This is a genomic window from Sulfitobacter albidus (assembly GCF_018200035.1).
Classification (GTDB): domain Bacteria; phylum Pseudomonadota; class Alphaproteobacteria; order Rhodobacterales; family Rhodobacteraceae; genus Sulfitobacter; species Sulfitobacter albidus.
Genome location: NZ_CP073581.1, coordinates 607,479 through 630,163, shown reverse-complemented (window position 1 = coordinate 630,163; position 22,685 = coordinate 607,479). Strand labels below are relative to the sequence as shown.

The 22,685-nt window shown below is 64.5% G+C and carries 13 protein-coding genes and 5 pseudogenes; 13 read left to right on the top strand and 5 right to left on the bottom strand.

Features of this window, described 5'->3' with window-relative positions; translation table 11 throughout:
• Positions 1-58: 58 nt before the first annotated feature.
• The 6 genes and pseudogenes from KDD17_RS02960 to dtd form a co-directional block, all read left to right on the top strand.
• Positions 59-1,150 (top strand): annotated as a pseudogene (locus KDD17_RS02960) (SPFH domain-containing protein); the annotation flags it as partial.
• 567 nt (positions 1,151-1,717) lie between these two features.
• Positions 1,718-2,125 carry a hypothetical protein gene (locus tag KDD17_RS02955; RefSeq protein WP_254796872.1) on the top strand — a complete coding sequence of 136 codons (408 nt, stop codon included), beginning with the start codon at positions 1,718-1,720 and terminating at the stop codon, positions 2,123-2,125.
• The gene (locus tag KDD17_RS18700; protein ID WP_254796871.1) at positions 2,098-2,268 is read left to right on the top strand and encodes a hypothetical protein; all 171 of its coding nucleotides are present in this window, start codon (positions 2,098-2,100) and stop codon (positions 2,266-2,268) included. Before KDD17_RS02955 ends, KDD17_RS18700 begins: the two co-directional genes overlap by 28 nt.
• An 88-nt stretch (positions 2,269-2,356) precedes the next feature.
• Positions 2,357-3,438, top strand: a pseudogene (locus KDD17_RS02950) (TFIIB-type zinc ribbon-containing protein).
• A 4-nt stretch (positions 3,439-3,442) separates the two neighbouring features.
• Complete coding sequence (locus KDD17_RS02945) at positions 3,443-4,117, top strand: nitroreductase (RefSeq protein WP_212705211.1); 675 nt, start codon at positions 3,443-3,445, stop codon at positions 4,115-4,117.
• Entirely contained in the window at positions 4,114-4,557 is a 444-nt protein-coding gene (gene dtd, locus KDD17_RS02940; protein WP_212705210.1) for a D-aminoacyl-tRNA deacylase, read from the top strand. The genes KDD17_RS02945 and dtd overlap by 4 nt, the downstream gene beginning before the upstream one ends.
• 250 nt (positions 4,558-4,807) lie before the next feature.
• Here the strand turns inward: dtd and KDD17_RS02935 are convergent, their stop codons facing one another.
• From KDD17_RS02935 to KDD17_RS02920, 4 genes are all read right to left on the bottom strand, one after another.
• On the bottom strand, positions 4,808-5,986 hold the full coding sequence (locus KDD17_RS02935; RefSeq protein ID WP_212705209.1) for an HlyD family type I secretion periplasmic adaptor subunit: 1,179 nt from the start codon (positions 5,984-5,986) through the stop codon (positions 4,808-4,810).
• Entirely contained in the window at positions 5,983-8,196 is a 2,214-nt protein-coding gene (locus KDD17_RS02930) for an ATP-binding cassette domain-containing protein (RefSeq protein ID WP_212705208.1), read from the bottom strand. Before KDD17_RS02930 ends, KDD17_RS02935 begins: the two co-directional genes overlap by 4 nt.
• Complete coding sequence (locus tag KDD17_RS02925) at positions 8,193-9,476, bottom strand: TolC family protein (RefSeq protein ID WP_254796870.1); 1,284 nt, start codon at positions 9,474-9,476, stop codon at positions 8,193-8,195. Before KDD17_RS02925 ends, KDD17_RS02930 begins: the two co-directional genes overlap by 4 nt.
• Before the next feature lie 171 nt (positions 9,477-9,647).
• A complete protein-coding gene (locus KDD17_RS02920; protein WP_212705206.1) occupies positions 9,648-12,839 on the bottom strand; it encodes an Ig-like domain-containing protein in 3,192 nt (1,063 codons plus the stop codon).
• Positions 12,840-13,170: 331 nt separating this feature from the next.
• Between KDD17_RS02920 and KDD17_RS02915 the strand changes: the two are divergent.
• From KDD17_RS02915 to KDD17_RS02885, 7 genes and pseudogenes are all read left to right on the top strand, one after another.
• Positions 13,171-15,166, top strand: a pseudogene (locus KDD17_RS02915) (CocE/NonD family hydrolase).
• A 123-nt stretch (positions 15,167-15,289) separates the two neighbouring features.
• Positions 15,290-16,894, top strand: a complete 1,605-nt coding sequence (locus KDD17_RS02910; RefSeq protein ID WP_212706128.1) for an ABC transporter substrate-binding protein — start codon at positions 15,290-15,292, stop codon at positions 16,892-16,894.
• Between the two features lie 9 nt (positions 16,895-16,903).
• Entirely contained in the window at positions 16,904-17,860 is a 957-nt protein-coding gene (locus tag KDD17_RS02905; protein WP_212705205.1) for an ABC transporter permease, read from the top strand.
• Between the two features lie 112 nt (positions 17,861-17,972).
• A pseudogene (locus tag KDD17_RS02900) lies at positions 17,973-18,787 on the top strand (ABC transporter permease).
• A 151-nt stretch (positions 18,788-18,938) separates the two neighbouring features.
• Positions 18,939-20,576: pseudogene (locus KDD17_RS02895) on the top strand (ABC transporter ATP-binding protein).
• A 198-nt stretch (positions 20,577-20,774) separates the two neighbouring features.
• A complete protein-coding gene (locus KDD17_RS02890) occupies positions 20,775-21,455 on the top strand; it encodes a hypothetical protein (protein ID WP_212705204.1) in 681 nt (226 codons plus the stop codon).
• A gap of 43 nt (positions 21,456-21,498) precedes the next feature.
• A complete protein-coding gene (locus tag KDD17_RS02885) occupies positions 21,499-21,885 on the top strand; it encodes a hypothetical protein (RefSeq protein WP_212706290.1) in 387 nt (128 codons plus the stop codon).
• Between the two features lie 211 nt (positions 21,886-22,096).
• Here the strand turns inward: KDD17_RS02885 and KDD17_RS02880 are convergent, their stop codons facing one another.
• A complete protein-coding gene (locus KDD17_RS02880) occupies positions 22,097-22,576 on the bottom strand; it encodes a hypothetical protein (protein ID WP_212705203.1) in 480 nt (159 codons plus the stop codon).
• Positions 22,577-22,685: the final 109 nt, after the last annotated feature.

Sequence of the window (22,685 nt, the reverse complement as noted above, 5' to 3'; positions counted from 1 at the left end):
CCTTGATAACCCACGTCCTGCCACATACTCTTGCGTCAACGCGCAAAAGGAACACGCCATGAGCATCTTCGACTTCCTCTCCGGTGAATTCATCGACGTCATCCACTGGACCGACGATACCCGCGACACCATCGTGTCGCGTTTCGAACGTCAGGGCCACGCCATCAAATACGGCGCCAAGCTGACCGTGCGCGAGGGTCAGGCAGCGGTATTCGTGCATGAGGGGCAGCTGGCGGACGTCTTCACCCCCGGGCTCTATATGCTCGAGACGAACAACATGCCGATCCTGACGACGTTGCAGCATTGGGATCACGGCTTCAAAAGCCCGTTCAAATCCGAGGTCTATTTCGTCAACACCACCAGGTTCAATGACCTCAAGTGGGGCACAAAGAACCCGGTGATCGTGCGCGACCCCGAATTCGGCCCCGTGCGCCTGCGCGCCTTTGGCACCTATGCGATCCGCGTGGCCGATCCGGCGGTCTTTCTGCGCGAGATCGTGGGTACCGACGGCGAATTCACCATGGACGAGATCAGCTACCAGATCCGCAACATCATCGTGCAGGAATTCTCGCGCACCATCGCGCGCGCGCAGATCCCCGTGCTCGACATGGCCGCCAACACGCGCGAGCTGGGCCAGCTGGTGGGCAAAGAGATCGCCGCGACGATCGCCGAATACGGGCTGGGGATGCCCGAGCTCTATATCGAAAACATCTCCCTGCCCCGGCGGTCGAAGAGGTCATGGACAAACGCTCCTCCATGGGGGTGATCGGCAATCTCAACGAATACACGCAGTTCCAGACCGCCGAAGCCCTTGGCCGCGACGGCGCCGCATCGGCGGCGATCCAGACCGGGCTTGGCGCCGGTCTGGGCATGCAGATGGGCGCGCAGGCGGCCGCCGCGCAAGGCCCGTGGGGCGCTGCCCCGCCGCGCGCAGCGCCGCCCCACCGCCCCGCCACCGGTCGAGCACGTCTGGCATATCGCCGAAGGCGGCGCGACCAAAGGCCCGTTCTCCAAGGCGCGTCTGGGCCGCATGGCCACCGAAGGCGGCCTGACCCGCGAAACCTATGTCTGGACACCGGGCCAGGACGGCTGGATGCGCGCCGAAGACGTGACCGAGCTTGCGCAACTCTTCACCGTGCTCCCCCCGCCCCGCCGGGGGTATGAGGCGGTGAGCGACTCGTCGGAGCCAGCGCTTACGCCAGACCATCCGAAACGCGATATGAGTAATATCGCCCTTGCGTCATTGATCGGTCTTGCAACTCTGCTCAGCGGCGTTGCGGCCCCCGTCATTCGCAGCTATCTGCCCGACATGGCGGCAGCGGAGCGTACCAACGTGCAACTGATCGGCATCGCAGTCGGAGTTCTCAACAATCAATCCGCCGCTGATCAGTTCTCCCCGGCAGAGCGCGCACTGCGAAGCTGGGCCGTTGATACAATTAACGACGCGGCGAAGGTAAAGATCATCGGTGAAGCGAGAGAGGCGCTGATAGCTGGTCAGACCGCACTCTGGACCACATCGTTCGAGATCGATCCCGCGAGCGTACCCGCAACGCCTCCGGGCGCAACATTCTCATTCGATCCTGCGCGCGTACCCGAAACACTTCCGGGGGCAATACTCTCAATCGATCCCGAACTTGTGCCCGTTAGTCCTTTTCCGGCTGAACCGTCCGACCAGTAAAACTTGAAACTCAGCCGCCGCGCTCTCCGTATCTATCCCATGCACCGCCTCGCCCGCCATCTTCCCTCCCGCCGCACCACGCTCAAGGTCGTGCACGCCGTGATGATCCCGCTGTTCATCTGGTTCGTGATCGTGACCCCTGACATGGTCGTGCCGATGGGGCGCGGCTGGTTTGCGCTGCATTCCAATCTGGCGCTGGTGTTTGTCTCGCTCTGCCTGTGGTGGACGGCCGAGACCATGCGCCGCGGCCTCGCCTCGCGCCCCGGCCCCAAGCTGCAAGGCTGGGCGCGCCGCATCCACCGCCCGCTGCATCTCACCATCGTGTGGGGGCTGTTTCTGGTGGCGCTTGGCGGCTTCCTGCTGGGGCTCACGTCGATGGTGCAGCTCAAGGCCGGGCTGTGGCTGCCCATCGCGCCCCCATGGGCTGGAAAGCCGCGAATGAGCTGATCGGTACGCTGCATATCTACCAATTCTACCTGCTGGGCGCGGTCATCGCCTTTCACGCGGGTTTTCATATCTGGCGCCACATCGCCCTGCGCGACAACGCGCTGCGGATCATGGCCCCACGCTTCCTGCACCGCTTCCTGTGACGCGGCCTTGACCCGGCCCGCGCAGACGCCATTGTAAGGGCGAGCTGACCCGCGAGGCCCCCCATTGCTGTCCGACACCCCCGCCCCCGTGCAAGAGCACCGCTTTCCCTGTGATACCTGCGGGTCTGACCTGCGCTACGATCCGGGGGCAGAGCGGCTCAAATGCGACCACTGCGGCAATGAAGAACCCATCGGCACCCCGTGGAGTGCCGCAGGCCAGATCGCCGAACAGGACCTGCGGCGCGGATTGGCGCAGGATCTCGACGCCGCCGAGATGGAGGAAACCCGCGTCACCACCTGCCCCAATTGCGCGGCACAGGTGGAATTCGACGCCTCCGCCCACGCCGCCGAATGCCCGTTCTGCGCCACGCCCGTGGTGGTCGACACCGGCACGCACCGCCACATCAAACCCCGCGCCGTGCTGCCCTTTGCCCTCACAGAAGAAGTCGCGCGCGACGCGATGTCGGACTGGCTCGGCAGCCTGTGGTTCGCGCCCTCGGGGTTGCAGGCCTACGCCCGCAAGGGCCGCGCGATGAGCGGGATCTACGTGCCCTACTGGACCTACGACGCGCAAAGCGACACCCGCTACAGCGGCGAACGAGGCACCGTCTACTATGAAACCCGCACCGTGGTGCGTGACGGCAAACGCCAGCAAGTCCGCGTGCCCAAGGTGCGTTGGCGCCCCGTATCGGGCCGCGTCATGCGGTTCTTCGACGATGTGCTGGTGCTGGGCTCACGCAGCTTGCCCAAACGCTTTACCGACGCGCTGGAGCCATGGGATCTGTCCGCGTTAGAACCCTATACCCCGAATACCTCGCCGGTTTCCGCGCCGAAGGCTACAGCGTCAGCCTCGACGACGGGTTTTCCGAGGCCAAGGAACGCATGGAGGCGATGATCGCCCGTGACGTACGCTTCGACATCGGCGGCGACCGCCAGCGCATCCACGCCATGGATGTGGACCTAAGTGCCATGACCTTCAAACACATCCTGCTGCCGGTCTGGCTCGCCGCCTACCGCTACAACGGCAAAAGCTACCGCTTTGTCGTGAACGGCCGCACGGGCCGCGTGCAGGGCGAACGCCCCTATTCCAGGATCAAGATCGCCGTGGCCGTGATCCTCGGCGCGCTGGTCGCGGGCGCCGTGGGTTTCGCCATCGCCGCCGGAGGCTGAGCCCATGTCCTACGATGCCCTGCTCGACACGCTGCAAAACCGCTACTCCTGCCGGGGCTTCCTGCCCGATCCCGTGCCCGAGGCCGATCTGCGCGCCATCGTCGAGGCCGCGCGCCACGTACCCTCGTGGTGCAACGCGCAGCCGTGGCAGGTCTCGCTCACCCGCGGTGACGGCACCGAACGCCTGCGCAGCCTGCTGACCGAGGCGGCCACCACCGGCACCCCGCCCCAACCCGACCTCGACTGGCCAAGCAAATACAGCGGCGCCTACGCGGAGCGCCGCCGCACCTGCGGCTTCCAGCTCTACGATGCCGTCGGTATCGAGAAATCCGACCGGGTCGGGCGGTTGAAACAGATGCTGCAAAACTACAGCTTCTTTGGCGCGCCACACGTCGCCATCATCCACTCCCCGGCAGAGCTTGGCGCTTACGGCGCGATGGACACCGGCGGCTTTGTCACCGCCTTTACGCTTGCCGCCACCGCGCGGGGCATTTCCACGATCCCGCAGGCCGCCATCGCCGCCTACGCGCCACTCCTGCGGGGCGCTCTGGACATCGCGGATGACCGCCTGATCCTCTGCGCGATCTCGCTGGGCTACGCCGATCCCGACCACCCTGCCAACGGCTTTCGCACCGACCGCGCCAGCACCGGCGACATCCTAGACTGGATCGACACATGAGAGCGCTCCTGCAACGCGTCACCCACGCCTCGGTAACCGTAGACGGCCAAACCATCGGCCAGATCGGCCCGGGCCTCCTGATCCTTGTCTGCGCCATGCCGGAAGACGACTTCGATACCGTCCGCGCCCTCGCGCTCAAGATCTCGAAACTGCGCCTCTTCAAGGACGACGCGGGCAAGATGAACCTCAGCCTGACCCAAACGGGTGGCAGCGCCCTCGTGGTCAGCCAATTCACCCTGGCCGCGGACACGTCGCGCGGCAACCGCCCCGGCTTTTCAGGCGCGGCCAAACCCGACGTGGCCGAAACGCTCTATCTCCAGTTCGCGCATGCCCTGCGCGATCTGAACATCCCCACCCAAACCGGCCAATTCGGCGCCGACATGGCCGTGACGCTCATCAACGACGGCCCCGTGACGCTCTGGCTCGATACTGCCGACTGATCTGCGATCCGGAGCCGCCCTTGCGTGGCCCCGAACGGGCAGAGCCGCAGAAGGCCGCTCAAGCCAAATCGCCGAGGGGCCCCGCCTTTGCGGGGAGACGGCTATTTTGCTTGAACGGACGCGCGGATCTGACAGGCAGGGCCCGCGCAACGGCGGCTGCGGATCTGCGATCGGGTGAGCCCCGCAGCGCCCCTGTCGGGTCGGCGGGCGGGCGTCGTTCGCCAAAGGCGGACCAGACCGCCGGGCGGCCCTAGGGCTCGCGGAACGCTTCCTTGGATTTATAGAGCGGCTTCAGCAGGTACTGCAAAATCGTCTTTGATCCGGTGTGCAGCTCCACGCTCGCCTGCATGCCGGGGCGCAGCTCCAGCGATTCCTGACGCGGTGTCAGAGCGGAGGTATCCACCGCCAGCGTCACCTTGTAATGCGGATCACCGTCGGGATCGCGCGCGCGCTCGTCCTTGAACGTATCGGCCGAGATCAATGTGACCTCGCCCTTGAGCGTGCCGTAGATCGTGTAGTCATAGGCCGACAGCTTCACCGTCGCCGCCTGCCCGCGCCGCACGCCCGCGATATCCTCGGGGCGCACCCGCGCTTCCACGAACAATTCCTCGTCCAACGGGATGATCTGCAAGATCTCCTCGCCCGGACGCACCACGCCGCCGATGGTCGTCACCGCAAGGTTATTCACGATCCCGCGCATCGGGCTTTTCAGCGTCGTACGCTCCAGCTGGTCGGTCGAGGCGCGCAGGTTCTGGCGCAGCGTGCTCAACTCCTTGAGAACATCCGAATACTCCTGCGCCCGCTCCAGCTCGGTCTTGGTCACCACCTCGTCATAGCGGATCTTGGCATCCGCATAGGCCTTGCGCGCCCGCGTGGCCTCGATCAGCGAGACGATCTTGTTCTCCAGCAGGTTGTCCATCAGATCACGCTCGCGCGTGGCCTGTACCAGCACCTGCTTGGCGCCGTCGACGGAGGCGCGGAAATCAGTCTGCCGCGCCGCCAGCAGCGCGGATTCCGAGGCGACGATATCCGGCGTGCGCCGCGCCCATTGATCCGGCACGTCAAAATCCGCGTCGCCCTCCATCTCCGCCTCCAGCCGCAGGCGGCGGATCTCGAACGCGCTGATCTGATCGCGCAAATCGTCCACCGCCGATTGAAACCCGGTGGAATGCAGCCGCGCCAGCGTGGCGCCCCGGCTCACGATATCGCCCTCGCCCACCGCAAGCTCGGCCAGGATACCGCCTTCGAGGTTCTGGATGATCTGCGGCCGCGAGCTTGAGATCATCGAGCCTTCGGCGCGCACGATCTCATCCACCCAAGCCACGGCGGCCCAAAGGACCGCGACCAGCACCGCCCCGGCGCTCAGCCACACCACATAGGACGGCCCGCGCATCTGGCGGCTCATCTGCGTGTCAAATCCGTCGGTCATGCGGCACCTTCCTTCACGGCGCTCAGATGCGCCAAGACTTCGTCGCGCGGCCCGTCAACGCGCAGGCGGCCATCGGCCAGCACCAGCGTCCGGGTCGTGAGCGCCAGAATGGGCGCGCGGTGCGTGGCGATCACCGCCGTGCGGCCCGCCATCCATGTCTCCAGCCGCGCCACCAGCGCGGTTTCCAGCTTTTGATCCAGCGCCGCCGTCGGCTCATCCAGCAGACACACCTTGGGGTCCTGCAACCACATCCGCGCCCAGCCGATCGACTGGCGCTGCCCGATCGACAGCCCGGCGCCCGCGTCGAGGATCTCGAGGTCCAGCCCCTTGGGGTGCCGACGCACAAAATCGCCCAGACCCGCAAAATCCAGCGCATCCATCAGCCGCGCGTCATCACGCTCCAGCAGCGTCAGGTTCAGGTTCTCGCGCAGGGTGCCGGTAAAAAGCCGCACGTCCTGCCCCAGATAGCCCACCAGCCGGCGCAGATCGCGCGGCGCAATCTGGCCCATCTCGGTCCCGTCAATCGCAATCCGCCCCGTTGTGGGCGCATAGAGGCCACTGAGGATTTTCAGCAGCGAGGATTTGCCCGAGCCATTGGCCCCCAGCACCGCCAGCCGCTGACCGGGCAGGATCTCCAGCCCCGACAGCTCCAGCACCGGCGCGCTCTCATCGTCGTAGCGGAACGTCACATCGCGCAGTTCAAACCGACCCTCCAGCGCGTCGCGGCGCAGATAGGTGCGGTCCTCTTCGGCGTCCTGCGCGGCCCCGGCCACATGCTCCAACCCGTCTAGCGCGGATTTCACATTGCCCCAGCGCGCCATGGTGCCCGCCAGCTGCGTCAGCGGCGCCAGCGTGCGCGAGGTCAGGATGCCCACGGCGATGATCGAGCCCACGGTGAACTGCCCCGCGAACACCAGATAGGTGCCCATGATGACCGCGCCTACATAGGTCGCCTGCTGGATGCCCTGGCTCCAGAAAGTGAGGATCGACGCGATCTTGCGCTGCTCGCTCGATTTCACAGCCGACAAGGTTGTCAGTTCGGACCACAGCCGCTGCACGCGCTCTTCGCCGCGCTGCGTCTTGACGGTATCCAGCTCGAAAATCGCCTCGTGCAGCAGGCGCGAGGATTTGGCGTTGGCGCCCTGCGTCTCCTGTGTCAGGCGGATCATGCGGCGTTGCAGGAAGAACCCCGGCACCACCATCAGGATCGCGCCCACAACCAGCACCCACACCACATTGCCCGCAATCGACGCAACGAGGGCAAGAAACACAAAGATGAACGGAATGTCGGCAATCGTGCCGATGGTCGAAGCGGTAAAGAACTCGCGCACCGACGAGAATTCGCGCATCGCCGAGAATTGATCCGACGGCGTTTGCGTGCGCGTGTCGCTGCGCATGCCCAGAACGCGCGCCATTAGCAGGCTCAGCACGCCCAGCTCGATCTGCCGGCCTGCCCCGTCCATCAGCTGCGCCCGCGCCACCTTGATGAAACCTTCCAGCAGCAGCGCAAGCCCCGCGCCCGCGGCCAGCACCCACAATGTCGCTTCCGACTGGTGCGGGATCACGCGGTCGTAGACCTGCAAGGAAAACAGCGCCACCGACACCGCCAGCAGGTTCGCCACGAACGATCCCAACGCGACTTCGCCCAGTTGCCGACGGAAACGGCCGAACTGGCCCCAGAACCAGTGTTTGGGCTTCTCGGCGGTCTTGTGCACCTCGGCCACGGTTTCGATGGGCATGGCCGCCGTCAGCACCAGCCCGGCGAAGAACGGCACAAAATCAGCCGCAGGCACGGTCGCGCGATTGTCTGGACACGTGCGGTCGTAGATCACCACATCCGCGCCATCGCGCCCCATTACCAGCAAAACCTGGCCCGACGTCATGAACGCCAGCGCCGGGAACGGCGCGTGCTCGACCCCGTCGACCTGGCTCATTTCCGCGTTCAGCCCCGCGCGTCGCAGCAGCGTGGCAAAGGCGCGCGCCTCGTCCTGTTGCGTGGCGTCGGGCGCCAGTCGGCGCGTCAGCGCCTCGGTCAGATCGGATTGCGAGACATCGCGCCCCAGCACATGCGCGTAGGTCGCCAGCAGCCCCGCACGACCGCGCAGGCGCTCTTCGTGAGAGGCGGGCTTTGGCGTCGCGGGCGCCGGGGTTGCGGCTTCCAGTCGGCCCTTGCCGCCGTTGACGATTGTGAGGGTGAAGGGCTTGCTCATATCTCGGATCCATTCGCCAGCACGCCAAGCAGTTCGGCCATCTCCACGCGCAGGCGCAGGGCGTCGTATTTGAGGGTAATCTGTGCTTCCTGCTGGCGGGCAAAGGTCTCGTAGACGCCGACCACGTCGATCACCTGACGCTGGCCCGCGTCGTATTGCGCCTGAAACAGATCGAGGTTGCGCTTGGCCTGCGCGCTCAGCACGGCGGCCTCGGCGGCCTGACGTTCCTTGGCAGCGATCTGCCCCTCAAGGCGGCGCAGCTCGCGGTTGGCGTCCTCGGTGGCCTGCGCCACGGCACGGCCCGCGGCCTGTTTGGTGGCCTCGATGGCCTTCAGCCGGTCCCCGGTGCCCAACCCCAGCAAGGTCTCTGACGCGAGTTTGAGCCCGAAGGTTGAATTCTCGCCCACGGTGCCGCCCGCCGTCAGGCCGGGCAGCTGGCTCGCGCGGTCCACCTCGGCGGCGGCGATGGCGCGAATCTTTTCGGCTTCCGACAGCGTCACGCTCAGCGGTCGCGCCGCCGTGGCGCTGACGGGCAATTGCGGCGCGCCGCGCAGGCCGCTCAGATCCTGGATCGACATGGCATTCAGCTCGGCAATCGCGGTGCTGGCCGCTTCGGCGGCGGCGGCACGGTCGGCGCCGATCTCACCCAGCTTCTGGCGCAAGACGTTCAGATCGGACGCGTCCGAGACACCGCCCTGCACGCGCTGCTGCATCACCCATTCGAAGTGTGAGATATCCTTGAAATTCAGCTGCTTGAGCGCTTGCGTCTCACGCGCCTGCGCGGCGGTGATATACAGATCGAGCGCCGTGGCGACCCTTTCGTTGGTATCGGCGGCCAGCGCCGTCGCGGCCACCTCGACGTCCGCCACGGCGAATTCGCGCTCGCCCTTCTTGCGGCCGTTGTCGTAAATCACCTGCTCGACCACCAGATTGGCCACCACTGAGCCGAGCGAGGTCAGGCTGATCTGCGGCCCGATGCTGGGCAGCCAGTTTTTCGATGCCGCGCGGGCGCGCAGCTGGGCCGCGCGCAGCTCACTTTCGGCGCTGCGCGAATTGGCGGCCAGAACGGATGTAGCGACAGACGCGTAGGGGCTGGACGCCGGCAGGACTGAGCGGCGCGCCAGAAGCCCCTGGATGATCGCGCTCTGCGCGTTGATCTTTTCGGAATGGGTTGGTTTTGCGGTCGACGTCGGATCCGGCGTGGCCAGCATGGCGACGCTTTCCTCGGGTCTGTCCTGTCCGCCGACATCCGACAAACATCCCGCCAGGGCCAGCGCCATCGCGCACACCCCTGCTGTCCTTGTACTACACTGCCCCATATCCCGCCCTTTTGTAGGTGCCTGCACTGATATGTTTTTATTATATTTTTTATTGTCTGGGCTGCGGCGATGATTTAGCCCCGCCGCATGCCCGAAAGTGATGCGGGCCGGGGATCACCCCGGCCCGACCCATCAGATGGTGACGGGAATTTCCGGATCGATGAGCAAGGTGCCTTCGCTGCCGACGCTGTAGACGTTGTAGCTTTGGCCATCGACGTCCTGCGTCCCGGTCAGCGCACCGCCCACGATCTGCACCTGGTCCTCGGCAGAGCCGTGGATGGTCAGCGTGTTGCTCTCGGTCGACAGGGCCAGCAGGCTCGCCTCGTCGATGACAACACTTGCGGCTTCGGCAAAGTCGAGATCGAGGTTCTCGATCTGGTATTCACCCAGCGCCAGATTGCTCAGGTCAACCGCGTTGGTGGCGGATTCGTCGTCCAGCACCAGATACGTGCCCGACGTGTTGCCCGCCGCATCCGTCGCATTCACGATCAGCTGCGCGCCGTTCGGCACGTTGTCGTTGAACGCGAACTCGGTCTCGCCGCGGAAGCTGTTGAAGCCCTGCTGACCCGCAACATCGGTGATCGTGCCGTCGGTGTTGACCTGCACAACGCTTTGCACATCCTCGGTCGGCGCACCGTTGACCATCTCCGTCTCGATCGAGATGCCGCGGATGCCGTCGCCCGCGCGGGTGAAGGACGCGATGACAGGGCCATCGGGCGCTTCGGTATCGATCGACAGCGTGTCCTCGATCACGGCGGTGTTGCCGACATGGTCGGTCGCCTCCACGGTGATGTTGGCCGCGTAAGAGCCGCTGCGCACATCTGCCGCCGGCACGGTCAGCGACCAGTTGCCCGCCGCATCCACGCTGGCGTCGTAGGCGGTGCCGTCAAACGTGACACGCACGCTCGATCCCGCCTCGACCACGCCACCCAGATCAATGCCCGCGCCCGCTTCGGCGGCGTTGACCACCTGATCGGCCCCGGCCGAGTTCGAGGTTAGGGCAAAGGGGACGACCTCGGTGTCGACGTCGATGCTGCCGGTCACGGTCTTGACGTTGCCCGCCCGGTCTGTCGCGGTGACGGTGATGCCGGTATTGTAGGTTCCCGCATCCACGGCGCCCGCACCAAAGTTCGCGGTCCAGTTGCCCTGTGCGTCCACGCTGGCGTTCACGGTCTGGTTGCCGACTGTCACCTCAAGAGCGGTCGTGCCCACTTCGGTCGTGCCCGTCACGGCAAAGCCCGCCGCCTGCTCCGCCCCGCTGACGATGTCATCGCCCGCGTTGTCGGTATCGAGGGCAAGGTTATCGACGCGCGTGTCGACCTCGACACTGTCGGTGGCCGAACGGCTGTTGCCAAAGGCGTCTGTCGTGGTGGCGGTGATATCGGCGGTATAAACCCCCGGTGCGACGTCCCCGGCGGCAAAGAACGCCTCCCAGGTGCCGGCATTTGTCGCCGTCACTGTGGTGCTGACGCCGTTCATGTTCACGACAACGCTAGCTCCGGCATCCGCGGTCCCGGTCAGGACCACACCGTCCGAGGCTTCGACCTCGTTGACGATATCGTCCGTCTCGACCGGATCGGCGTCGATCGTCAACACGCCGGCTTCGGTGTCGACGGTGACACTGGTGCTTGCCGTATCCACGTTGCCCGCCGCATCGGTGGCCGTTGCGGTCATGGTTGTGGTGTAGGTGCCGGATGTGATCGAGCCCGTGGCAAAGGTCGCCGTCCAGCTGCCGGTGGCAGAGACGGTTGCGTTCACGCTCGTCTCCCCCAGCTGCACCACGACGGTCGAGCCAGGTTCGGTCGTGCCGGTCACAACCAGCGGCTGGCCCGCTTCCTCGGCATTGATGACACCATCGTCGCCGCCGGTGGCGGAGGTGATGGCAAAATCACGCACGAAGGTGTCGACGTCAAAGGATCCCGACGCGGTCGCGGTGTTCTGGTGCACATCCGTGGCGAGCACCGACACCAGACCCTGATATTCACCGGTGGTGATCTCGGTGCTGGTAAAGGTTGCCGTCCAGGTGCCTTCGGTCGTTGCGGTCACCGTATGGGTTACGCTGCCCACGGTCACCTCGACCGACGATCCGGCCTGTGCCGTGCCGGTGAATGTGACCCCGGCGCCATGCTCGGCCCCGTTGATGACGCCGTCGCCGCCGACGGTCGCGGTATCGACCGTGACGGTTGTCACGGTGTCGACCACAACGGTCTCGGTGTATGAGCGGCTGTTGTTGAAGCTGTCGGTGGTCACGATCACGGCCGAAAGGGTGAACTCACCGCTCTCGAATGTGCCCGGCTCCCACGAGACCGTCCACGTGCCGGTTTCGGTCACGGTGGTGGTCTGCGTCACCTCGCCCAGCGTCACATCCACACGCGCGCCTGCCTCACCGGTCCCGGTCAGCGTGATGCCGTCGACATAGGTGACCGAGTTGAAGAAATCGCCCGTCGATTCCACGCCGGAGGTCACGACGATCTCGGGCGCGGTCGTGTCGATCACAAAATCCGGACCGTCGAGCGTTGTCTGCCCGCCGTCGGGGTCGGTAAACACGACCACCGCCTCATATTCGCCATCCTCGGGGAAGGTATCGCCCTCGAACACGACTTCGAATTCGCCCTCGTCATCGACAATCGTCTCGATCTGCTTGTCACCAACGGTCACGACAACTTCGTCGCCCGGCTCACCACCGCCAGAAACGGTCAGCTGCTCTTCGGCATCGTCGCCGCCGATCAGGCTTGAGCCGTCGGCGTCATTCACGAACGGCTCCGCAGGGCCATCGCTGCCCCCGCCCCCGCCGCCGCCAGCCGCACCGGCGATGACCGCCGCGCCGCCGACACCGGCCGCAACCGCGGCGCCAGAACTCAGCAAACCGGTGCCCCCCAGCAGGGCCGCCCCCAGCATCGACACTTCTTCGCCATCGCTGTTGAGCGGCACACCCGCAACCTGCGGATCACCGAGGAAAATCAGATCATCCGACGGGCTCCATTTGCCCCATTCGGACGTTGGCCCGTACTGGGCGTACAGGTTGCCCTGCCCATTATCGACAAAGCTGACCTCGTTGAGATAGCCCTCGGACGAAATGAACAGCCGGTTCGGCTCGCCGGTCTCGTTAAAGAAGTTGTCGATGGTGATGGTGCGCCCATCGCTCAACGTGATGACCAGCTGATCCCCTTCGCGGACCTGACTTTTGAAGTCGGTCTGCCGTGCGTTGATGGAGATTTCCTGACCGGCACCGGCCACAATTGTCTGGTTTTGTGCATCACCTGGCATCGTGCCACGCTGCAAACCGCCCGCATCAGCGCGGACGACGAAATCAATCGCCTTCATCGTTCTACCACTCTACCTCAAAACGCCCGTCTTGGTGCGGGTCGCTTGTTTCTGATTTTGTTGTTTTGCTGCTACCTGGCCCGTTTAATCGCGCCATGATTTCACCGTTATTGCGCCACAGTAGGCAGGAAACCGCCTCAGAATCCAGTGCTTTATTGGCAAAGTTTCCCCCTTCCCAAGGTCTGTGTGCGCCCAAAGACACAACTACAACCACAAAGGTTACAGCCTGTAGCCCTTCAACCCGCCCAAACTTTGCTGTCTTTCCAATCACTTGCTTGACAGATCAAGCTTTGCGATTGACTCCGCGCGCGCAAATTCGTGCCCTTGGGCCATGACATCCCTGCCAAATGACCTGCCGCCCGTGACCGAAACCCCCGATCTGGGCATTGTCCTGCGCGACGGCACGCGTCTTTCCGGGCGGCTTTGGTGTCCCGAAAAGGCAACAGATGCGCCGGTTCCGCTGATCCTCGAATTCCTGCCCTACCGCAAACGCGATGGCACCACCGCGCGCGATGCGCTCACGCATCCCTATTTTGCCGCCCACGGTTACGCCTGTCTGCGCGTGGACATGCGCGGCAACGGCGACAGCGAGGGGCTGATGGCGGATGAATACACCGCGCAGGAACTGTCGGACGCGGTCGAGGTGATCGAATGGGCCACCGCCCAAGGCTGGTGCAGCGGCACGGCGGGGATGATGGGGATCAGCTGGGGCGGCTTCAATTCGCTTCAGGTGGCCGCCCTCGCGCCGCCCGCGCTCAAGGCGATCATCACGCTGTGCTCGACCGTCGACCGCTTTGCCGACGACATCCATTACAAGGGCGGCTGCCTGCTGAACGAAAACCTCGGCTGGGGGGCGACGATGTGGAGCTATTCGTCCCGCGCGCCCGACCCCGCCCTGCGCGACAACTGGCGCGAGATGTGGCTGGAGCGGCTGGAGGCGGAGCCGTTCCTGCCCGAAGTCTGGCTGACCCACCAACGCCGCGACGCCTACTGGCAGCACGGATCGGTCTGCGAGGATTTCTCGGCGATCAAGGCCAAGGTGCTGGCCGTCGGCGGCTGGGGCGACGCCTACAAGAACGCCGTGCCGCAACTGGTCGAGGCGCTTCCGGGCGCCAAGGGTATCGTGGGCCATGGGTGCACAAATACCCTCATTTCGCCGTGCCAGAGCCGCGCATCGGCTTTCTGCAAGAGGCGCTGCGCTGGTGGGATCGCTGGCTCAAAGGTATCGACACCGGGGTCGAGGACGACCCCGACTACCGCGCCTATCTGATGGACGGTCTGCGCCCCGCCGCATGGTACGCGGAGCGCCCGGGCCGCTGGGTCGCCGAAGCCGAGGGCGCCACCGCGCATCTGCCCGCGCAAACGCTGCATCTGTCGCAAGAGGGCGCGCTCACGTCCTCTCCCGAGAACCTGAACCAAGCCGTGTCCTCCCCCGCGACCTGCGGCGCTGCGGCGGGGGAATACTGCGCGATCTGGCTTGGCCCCGAAATGCCCGGCGATCAGCGCGGCGATGATGCGCTGTCGGCCTGCTGGACATCGGCACCGCTGGACGCGCCCATGGATATCGTGGGTGCGCCGCGCGTCACGCTGACCCTCGCCAGCGACCGGCCACAGGCGCAGATCGCCGTGCGGCTCAATCATATCCACCCCGATGGCGCCAGCGCGCGCATCACCTATGGCGTGCTCAACCTCAGCCACCGTGACAGCGCCGCCGACCCCGCGCCGATGCCCGAAGGCACGCCCGTCACCGTGACGCTCGACCTCGATCACATCGCCTTTCGCGTGCCCGAAGGCCACCGCCTGCGCGTCGCCGTCTCGACAGCCTATTGGCCGCTGATCTGGCCCGCGCCGCAGGCCGCGACGCTGACCCTCACCCAAGGGCCATCGCCCTGCCCCAGCGCCCCACACCGGGCGGCGACGAGGTGACCTTCCCACCCCCTGCCGCGGCGCCTGCGCTCGAAACCGAGGAAATCCGCCCCGAAAACCACATCCGCCGCCAAGAGGTCGATATGGTCACCGGGGTTCACAGCCTTGTGATCGAGGATGACTTCGGCAAGTCCCGCAACCTTGACCACGGGCTCATCACCGGCTCCGTCGCGCGCGAGCGTTGGGAGATCCACCCCGATGACCCACTCAGCGCGCGCGGCAGCTGCCACTGGACCGACGAGCTGATCCGCGACGACATCCACCTGCGCACCGAGGCGCGCTGCGAGATGCACGCCGACGCCACCCACTTCACCCTTGCCGCCGAAATCGAGGCATGGGAGAACGAAACCCGCGTCTACCACCGCAAGCTGAGCAAGCGGATCGCCCGCGATCACCTTTGACCCTGCGGCAGCCGCCAAAGCGGCATTAAACCTTGCGACCCTGTCGCAAATGCGCAACCTTGACTGCATAATCAACAAACGGGCGCATCCATGACGTCCGATTCCACTGGGAGTACCGAAAACATGAACGATCAACTCAAACATATGAGCACCGAAGTCGCCAAAGGCCTGATGACCCGCCGCGAATTCGTTGGCCGCGCTGCCGCCCTTGGCGTGACAGCCGCTGCCGCCAATGCCATGCTGACAACCGGCGCGCGCGCCGACGGCCACGCCACCCCCGTGCGCGGCGGCATGCTGAAGATCGGCTCGGGCGGTGGCGAATCCACCAACACGCAAGACCCCGCGCTGACCGCGTCGTCCGTTCCGCTCAATAACCTGCGCGCCTGGGGTGAAACACTCGTCGAAGTCTCCCCCGAGGGTGAGATCGACTTCCGCATGGCCGAAAGCGTCGAAGCCTCCGCCGACGCGAAACAGTGGGTGTTCAAGATCCGCAAGGGCATCCCGTTTTCCAACGGCAAGGACATGACCCCCGACGACGTGCTGAAAACCATGCAGCGCCACTCCGACGAGAAAAGCCAATCCGGTGCCCTGGGCATCATGAAAGGCATCGCCGAGATGAAGGTCGACGGCGACAACTTTATCGTGGACCTGGAAACAGCCAACGCCGATCTGCCCTATCTGATGGCTGACTATCACCTGATGATCCAGCCCGGCGGCGGCATGGAAGACCCCGGTGCGGCCATCGGCACCGGCGCCTACACGCTTGAGATCGACGAGCCCGGCGTGCGCCACGCGTTCAAGCGTCGCGACGATTACTGGGACAGCGAAAACCGCGGCTACGCCGACGAGGTCGAGCAGCTTGTTCTCAACGATGCCACCGCCCGCACGGCAGCCCTGCAATCGGGTCAGGTGCACGCGATCAACCGCGTCGACCCCAAGGTTGCGGCCCTCTTGGACCGTGCGCCGAACCTGTCGGTCAAATCCGTCGCCGGTCGCGGCCACTATGTCTTTATCGCGCACAAGGACACCGCACCCTTCGACAACAACGACGTGATGCTGGCGCTGAAATATGCCATCAACCGCGAAGAGATGGTCGACAAGATCCTGCGCGGCTATGGCTCCATCGGCAACGATTTCCCGATCAACGCCTCCTACCCGCTGTTCGACGACAGCATCCCGCAGCGTGAGCACTCGATCGAGAAAGCCAAGGAGCATTACGCAAAATCCGGTCACGACGGCTCGCCCATCGTTTTGCGCGTCGCAGACGGTGCGTTCCCCGGTGCGGTCGATGCGGCGGCGCTGTTCCAGCAATCCGCCGAAGCGGCCGGCATCCCGCTGGAAATCAAGCGTGAGCCGAACGACGGCTACTGGTCCGAGGTCTGGAACGTACAGCCTTTCTGCGCGTCCTACTGGGGCGGTCGCCCCGTGCAGGATCAGATGTACGCCACGGCCTATCTGTCCTCCGCCGACTGGAACGACACCCGCTGGAAGCGTCCCGAATTCGACGCCATGCTCAACGAGGCCAAGGCCGAGCTCGACGACGCCAAGCGCAAGGAGCTGTATTCCCAGATGGGCCGCATGCTGCGCGAAGAGGGCGGCGTGATCCTGCCGATGTTCAACGATTTCGTCGACGGTGTTGCCGCCAACCTGGGTGGCTGGATCGAAGATCCCAACAGCGAGATGATGAACAACAAGGTCATGATCAAAGGCTGGGTGACGGACGCGTAAGGCGGATCGATGCACCCTGTTCTAAAACTCATTGCCCAGCGCGTCGCGCTGGGCATCCTTCTGCTTCTGGCGGTCTCGGTCCTGATCTTTGCGGGCACCATGATGCTGCCGGGCGATGTCGCCCAGCAGATCCTTGGCCAGTCGGCCACCCCGCAGGCGCTTGAAAACCTGCGCGCCGAACTGGGGCTGAACGAGCCACCGGTGACGCGCTATTTCAACTGGCTTGGCGGTATTCTGACCGGCGATCTGGGCACCGCGCTGACCAACGGGCGCGACATCGCCGAAAGCATCTCCTCGCGCCTCGGCAATACCCTGTTTCTGGCCTTCTGGGCCGCGCTGATTTCCGTACCGCTCGCGATCTTTCTGGGCCTGCTCGCCGTGCGCTACAAGGACCGCTGGCCGGACAAGCTGATCTCGGCCGTGACGCTGACGACGATTTCGATCCCCGAATTCATGATCGGCTACATCCTGATCTATTTCCTCGCGATCCAGCTGGGCTGGTTCCCGTCGGTCGCACTTTTCAACGAGTCGATGAACCTGTGGCAAAAGCTCAACGCCATCGCGATCCCGGTGATCGTGCTGACCTTTGTCGTGTTGGCGCATATGATGCGCATGACCCGCGCCGCGATCCTGAACGTCATGCAATCCGCCTACATCGAGACGGCAGAGCTCAAGGGGCTGCGCATGCTGACCGTGATCCGCAAGCACGCCTTTCCCAACGCCATCGCCCCCATCGTCAACGTGGTGATGATCAACCTCGCTTATCTGGTGGTGGGCGTCGTGGTGGTCGAGGTCGTCTTTGCCTATCCCGGCATGGGCCAATACCTCGTCGATCACGTGGCCAAGCGTGACGTGCCGGTGGTGCAGGCCTGCGGCCTGATCTTTGCCGCCGTCTACATCGGTCTGAACCTGATCGCCGACATCGTCTCCATCGTAAGCAACCCCCGCCTGAGGCATCCCAAATGAAAAATCCCCGAATTTTTCATTTCGTGCGACCAAGCGTCCTCGCTCCGCGAGGGCGCGGGGAGACACCCGGTAGCGTTTGCAACACTCACCCCACCATCGGGGACAACCTGACATGATCCGCATCCCCCCCGCCGCCCTCGTCGGCCTGTTCTTCACGACGCTGTTCTTCTTCTGCGCCATCTTCGCGCCCTTCGTCGCCCCCTACGGCATGGCCGAAGTCGTCGGCGACGTGTGGGAGCCCCATCGGACCGTTTCCTGCTGGGCACCGACAGCATCGGGCGCGACCTGCTCAGCCGGATGGTCTTCGGGGGGCAGACAACGATCTTTATCGCGACCGCCGCCACATTGCTCAGCTTTGTAACAGGCTCGGTCCTGGGCTTCTTTGCCGCCGTGTCGGGCGGCTGGGTCGATCAGCTGCTCAGCCGCTTTGTCGATCTCATCATGTCCATCCCCTCGCTCATCTTTGCGCTGGTGGTCCTGTCGGTGATGCCCACCACGATCACCGTGCTGATCGTGCTGATGGGCCTGCTGGACAGCACCCGCGTCTACCGTCTGGCGCGCGCCGTGGCCGTGGATATCACCGTGATGGACTACGTCGAGGCCGCGCGCCTGCGGGGCGAGAAAATCGGCTGGATCATCTTCCGCGAAACCCTGCCAAACGCGCTCAGCCCGCTGGTCGCCGAGATGGGGCTGCGCTTCATCTTCATGGTGCTGTTTGTCTCGACGCTGTCGTTCCTGGGCCTCGGCGTGCAACCGCCGCAGGCCGACTGGGGCGGCATCGTGAAAGAGAACAAGGAGGGCATCAACTACGGCATTGCCGCCGCGCTCTACCCGGCCTTCGCCATCGCGGCGCTGTGCATCTCGATCAACCTCGTGGCCGACTGGATCCTGTCGCGCACCACCTCGCTGAAAGGCGGGCGCGGGTGATGTGGGCGAGGATTGCACAGCGGCAAAGCGCGAACTTCTGCGGAACGGGCAGCCCCCGGCCGCGGGTGGGGGTGAAGCCCCCGCCCGTGGGAGCGGTCGGGGGCTGCCCGGCGTGCCGCCGGGCGGGGCCTGCAATAGACGGACGACTTACATGACTGACAAACCCCTCCTGCAAGTCCGCGGCCTGAAAATCGGCGCGACGATCTATCCCCCGGTGAGAAATCCCGCGACATCGAAATCGTGCACGGCGTCGATTTCGATCTGGAGGCCGGCAAGGTGCTGGGCCTGATCGGCGAATCCGGGGCCGGTAAATCCACCATCGGGCTGGCGACAATGGCCTACGGGCGCGGCGGGGTCGAGCTGACGGGTGGCACGGTCACCGTGAACGGGCGCGATATCCTGCAAACCGGCGTGGGCGACATCCGCCGTCTGCGCGGTGCCGAAGTCACTTACGTCAGCCAATCCGCCGCCGCCTCCTTCAACCCTGCCAAACGCATCATGGAACAGGTCACCGAAGCCGCCATCGGCCAGGGCAAGTTCAACCGCCGCGACGCCGAAGACCGCGCCCGCGCGCTTTTTGCCAAACTCGGCCTGCCCGATCCCGACACCATCGGCGAACGCTACCCGCATCAGGTCTCGGGTGGCCAGTTGCAACGGTGTATGACCGCGCTCGCGCTGTGCCCCGAACCCGATCTTGTGGTCTTTGACGAACCGACCACCGCGCTCGACGTCACCACGCAGATCGACGTGCTTGCCGCGATCAAGGAGGCGATTGCCGACACTGGCGTGGCCGCGCTTTATATCACGCACGATCTGGCCGTGGTCGCGCAGGTCAGCGATCACATCATGGTGCTGCAGCAGGGCGAGATGGTCGAATACGGCACAACCGACCAGATCATCAACGCCCCGCGCGAGGAATACACCAAGGCGCTCGTTTCCGTCCGCTCGATCGAGCATGAGGAGAAGACGCCGACCGATACCCCCATCCTCAAGGTCGAAGGCATCACCGCGCGCTACAAGGGCACCGATTTCGACGTGCTCAAAAATATCAACGTCGAAATGCACCCCGGCCAGACGCTCGCCGTGGTGGGCGAAAGCGGTTCCGGCAAATCGACGCTCGCGCGGGTGATTACCGGGCTTCTGCCGCCCTCGGCGGGGCAGATCACCTTTGACGGGCGCGCCCTGACGCCGGATCTGGCGACCCGGCCCCGCGACGATCTGCGCGAATTGCAGATGATCTACCAGATGGCCGACACCGCGATGAACCCGCGCCAGACCGTTGGCACCATCATCGGCCGCCCGCTGGAATTCTACTTCGGCCTCAAGGGGCGCGCCAAACAGGAGCGGATCCAGGAATTGCTCGACGAGATTGAGCTGGGCGAGGGTTTTCAGGACCGCTACCCGGCGGAGCTGTCGGGGGCCAGAAACAACGCGTCTGCATCGCCCGCGCGCTGGCCGCCAAGCCCAAGCTTATCATCTGCGATGAGGTCACCTCAGCCCTCGATCCGCTGGTGGCCGACGGGATCCTCAAGCTGTTGCTGAACCTGCAAAAGATCGAGGACGTCGCCTATCTCTTCATCACGCACGATCTGGCGACGGTCAAAGCCATCGCCGACAGTATCGCGGTGATGTACCAGGGTGAGGTCGTGCGCTACGGGCCGAAATCGCAAGTCCTGTCCCCCCCTTCGACGCCTACACCGATCTGCTGCTCAGCTCGGTCCCGAAGATGAAGATCGGCTGGCTCGAAGAAACGATCGAAAGCCGCCGCATGGAGAGTGCGGGAAACTAGACCCGACCGACGACCGCCCCAGGCTTGCGGCTCCTTATCAGATCGTCCCTAATCGAATACAGGCCATCGCGCCCCTCACGCACCTGGATGCGCTGGACTATTGCGGCCGATTTCGACAGTCTTTACCCGCCCACGGCTTGTAGCCGCATTCACAGCTGATATGATTTCTGAATATTCGAATAACCACCGAGAAACCTTATGAAAAAGATACTCCTGTCCGCAGCCCTCTGCCTCGCCGCAACGACGGCCGCTGCTACCGATTGGGACGTGCTTCAGGCCAAATCGCAGCTTATCAACCGCGAAGCCAATTTTCTGAAATCCAAGAACGCTTCCAGTGTCTACGCCTCCACAAAAGCCTACTGCCCCTCTACCTTCTGGTGGAGCGGTCGACCTTCCGCGAAAGACAACGCCAAACGCGGCTTCCGGCGCCAGATCTCGCGCGAGATGGAGAATGTGGGTTTCTCGCAGGCGGTCATTGATCACTGCGTCGATAACAGCGGCTTCCTTTTGGAAAACAGCACGCTCCGCCAGCATCCCAAGAACGACCGCTATACCGACTATGTCAAGCCCGGCATCATGATCGTGCGTGACAAATCCACCGGCACGAAAACCATCGCGCCCGTCCTGTTCGAGACCAACAGTTTTACCGACCGGGTCTGGCAGGTCTTCGGCGCCAATTTTGCCAAGATCTGCACCCTGCGCGGCCCGGCGGACGCGCTGAAACTCAATTGCAACGGCTACGGCGAACTGCGCGGCACGTTTTCAAATACGGCCAACGGTCGCTCCACCACCGTCATGCGCAATACCCGCTATGATCTGGCGATTTTCGTGCGCCGCAGCCGCAGCTACGCGACGCGGAATTTCGACGCGCTCTTCTAGAACGCGCACCGCTCAGCCGCGCTCATCTCGCCAAACGGAGCCGATGGTGACGGTCCGCTCATCACGGCACATCTGGGTGGGCGATACGCGCTCGATATTGGGGTTGCCCCCAAAGCCGGTCCCGCGCGCCCCGTCGCCCGATCTGCCGACCCCGCCCCGCGATGATCTGCGCGAATTGCAGATGATCTACCAGATGGCCGACACCGCGATGAACCCGCGCCAGACCGTCGGCACCATCATCGGCCGCCCGCCCGCTTCAATTGTTGCGCATCACGCATGTTTTTTTGACAAAAGCTGGGGGCAGCCAACATGCACACACGTATTGCGCACACCCGCCATGGTTGTTAATGGATTATTAACTAAACTATGGAGAGTGCGCCGTGCCTCAGATTCTATTGGTGTTCGCGCTGGTCGTCGGAACATCGCCTAACGTAGTTGCTGCGCAAATTGCCACGCAAACAGCTCCGTCCGAAATTGCGCACGGAGGCGGCTGCCGCAAAAGCTCACCTCCCGGACAGTGCTGCCACATGGAAACAAAGGTCGGCAGGGTGCACTGTCACTAATGTGTCCAGGGCCTGCTCTATTTGCGCCCTATCCCGGAATTTTCGAAAAATTCCGACCGTTTTCCGTGGCGGAAAACGCTACCGCGTCAGCCGCGCGAACATCGGCTGCAACTGCGTGCGCGTATGCGGCCCTTGGATCGTCTGCACCCGGCGACCGGCTGCGTCAAACAGCAAAAGCGTCACATGCGCGGCCGCGTGATCGCGCGCGAATGCCGCCCCCTCGGGCAGCGTGAGATCCGCCACCAGATAGACCGGTGGCTCCCCCTCGAGTCCCGCCAGCGCCTTGCGTGTCTCGCGTTGCAGATCGTTGCACAGGGGGCACTGCGGATCGTGGATCTGCACGATGGCGGGCGCGCCCTGCCCGATCCGGCTCAGATCCCGCTCCGCCTGGCTTGCGTTGAACGACGTCACCCCCCAGGCGCCCGCAGCCCCGGCCAGCGCGACGCCCGCGATGCTCCACCCCAGCAGCGCGCGGCGATTGACGGGCGCACGTGTCGCCTGAGGTGCCGCGCCACGCTTTTCCGCCTGCGCCCGCTTGCGTTTGTTCGTCTTTGCCATCGTGGTCTCCTATGCTGCCCCTCGCTATAGCCAATCGGGCACGCCATTTCCGCTCACAAACGCGTGACCCCAGATCATCCTTGCACCTGCCCGTGCCCGCGCGCACCCT

What these genes read in the sequence shown, in the direction of transcription:
- KDD17_RS02955 (WP_254796872.1), top strand. Translation starts at nt 1,718, where the DNA reads ATGCACCGCCTCGCCCGCCATCTTCCCTCCCGCCGCACCACGCTCAAG.
- KDD17_RS18700 (WP_254796871.1), top strand. Translation starts at nt 2,098, where the DNA reads ATGGGCTGGAAAGCCGCGAATGAGCTGATCGGTACGCTGCATATCTAC.
- KDD17_RS02945 (WP_212705211.1), top strand. Translation starts at nt 3,443, where the DNA reads ATGTCCTACGATGCCCTGCTCGACACGCTGCAAAACCGCTACTCCTGC.
- dtd (WP_212705210.1), top strand. Translation starts at nt 4,114, where the DNA reads ATGAGAGCGCTCCTGCAACGCGTCACCCACGCCTCGGTAACCGTAGAC.
- KDD17_RS02935 (WP_212705209.1), bottom strand. Translation starts at nt 5,986, where the DNA reads ATGACCGACGGATTTGACACGCAGATGAGCCGCCAGATGCGCGGGCCG.
- KDD17_RS02930 (WP_212705208.1), bottom strand. Translation starts at nt 8,196, where the DNA reads ATGAGCAAGCCCTTCACCCTCACAATCGTCAACGGCGGCAAGGGCCGA.
- KDD17_RS02925 (WP_254796870.1), bottom strand. Translation starts at nt 9,476, where the DNA reads ATGGCGCTGGCCCTGGCGGGATGTTTGTCGGATGTCGGCGGACAGGAC.
- KDD17_RS02920 (WP_212705206.1), bottom strand. Translation starts at nt 12,839, where the DNA reads ATGAAGGCGATTGATTTCGTCGTCCGCGCTGATGCGGGCGGTTTGCAG.
- KDD17_RS02910 (WP_212706128.1), top strand. Translation starts at nt 15,290, where the DNA reads ATGAACGATCAACTCAAACATATGAGCACCGAAGTCGCCAAAGGCCTG.
- KDD17_RS02905 (WP_212705205.1), top strand. Translation starts at nt 16,904, where the DNA reads ATGCACCCTGTTCTAAAACTCATTGCCCAGCGCGTCGCGCTGGGCATC.
- KDD17_RS02890 (WP_212705204.1), top strand. Translation starts at nt 20,775, where the DNA reads ATGAAAAAGATACTCCTGTCCGCAGCCCTCTGCCTCGCCGCAACGACG.
- KDD17_RS02885 (WP_212706290.1), top strand. Translation starts at nt 21,499, where the DNA reads ATGGTGACGGTCCGCTCATCACGGCACATCTGGGTGGGCGATACGCGC.
- KDD17_RS02880 (WP_212705203.1), bottom strand. Translation starts at nt 22,576, where the DNA reads ATGGCAAAGACGAACAAACGCAAGCGGGCGCAGGCGGAAAAGCGTGGC.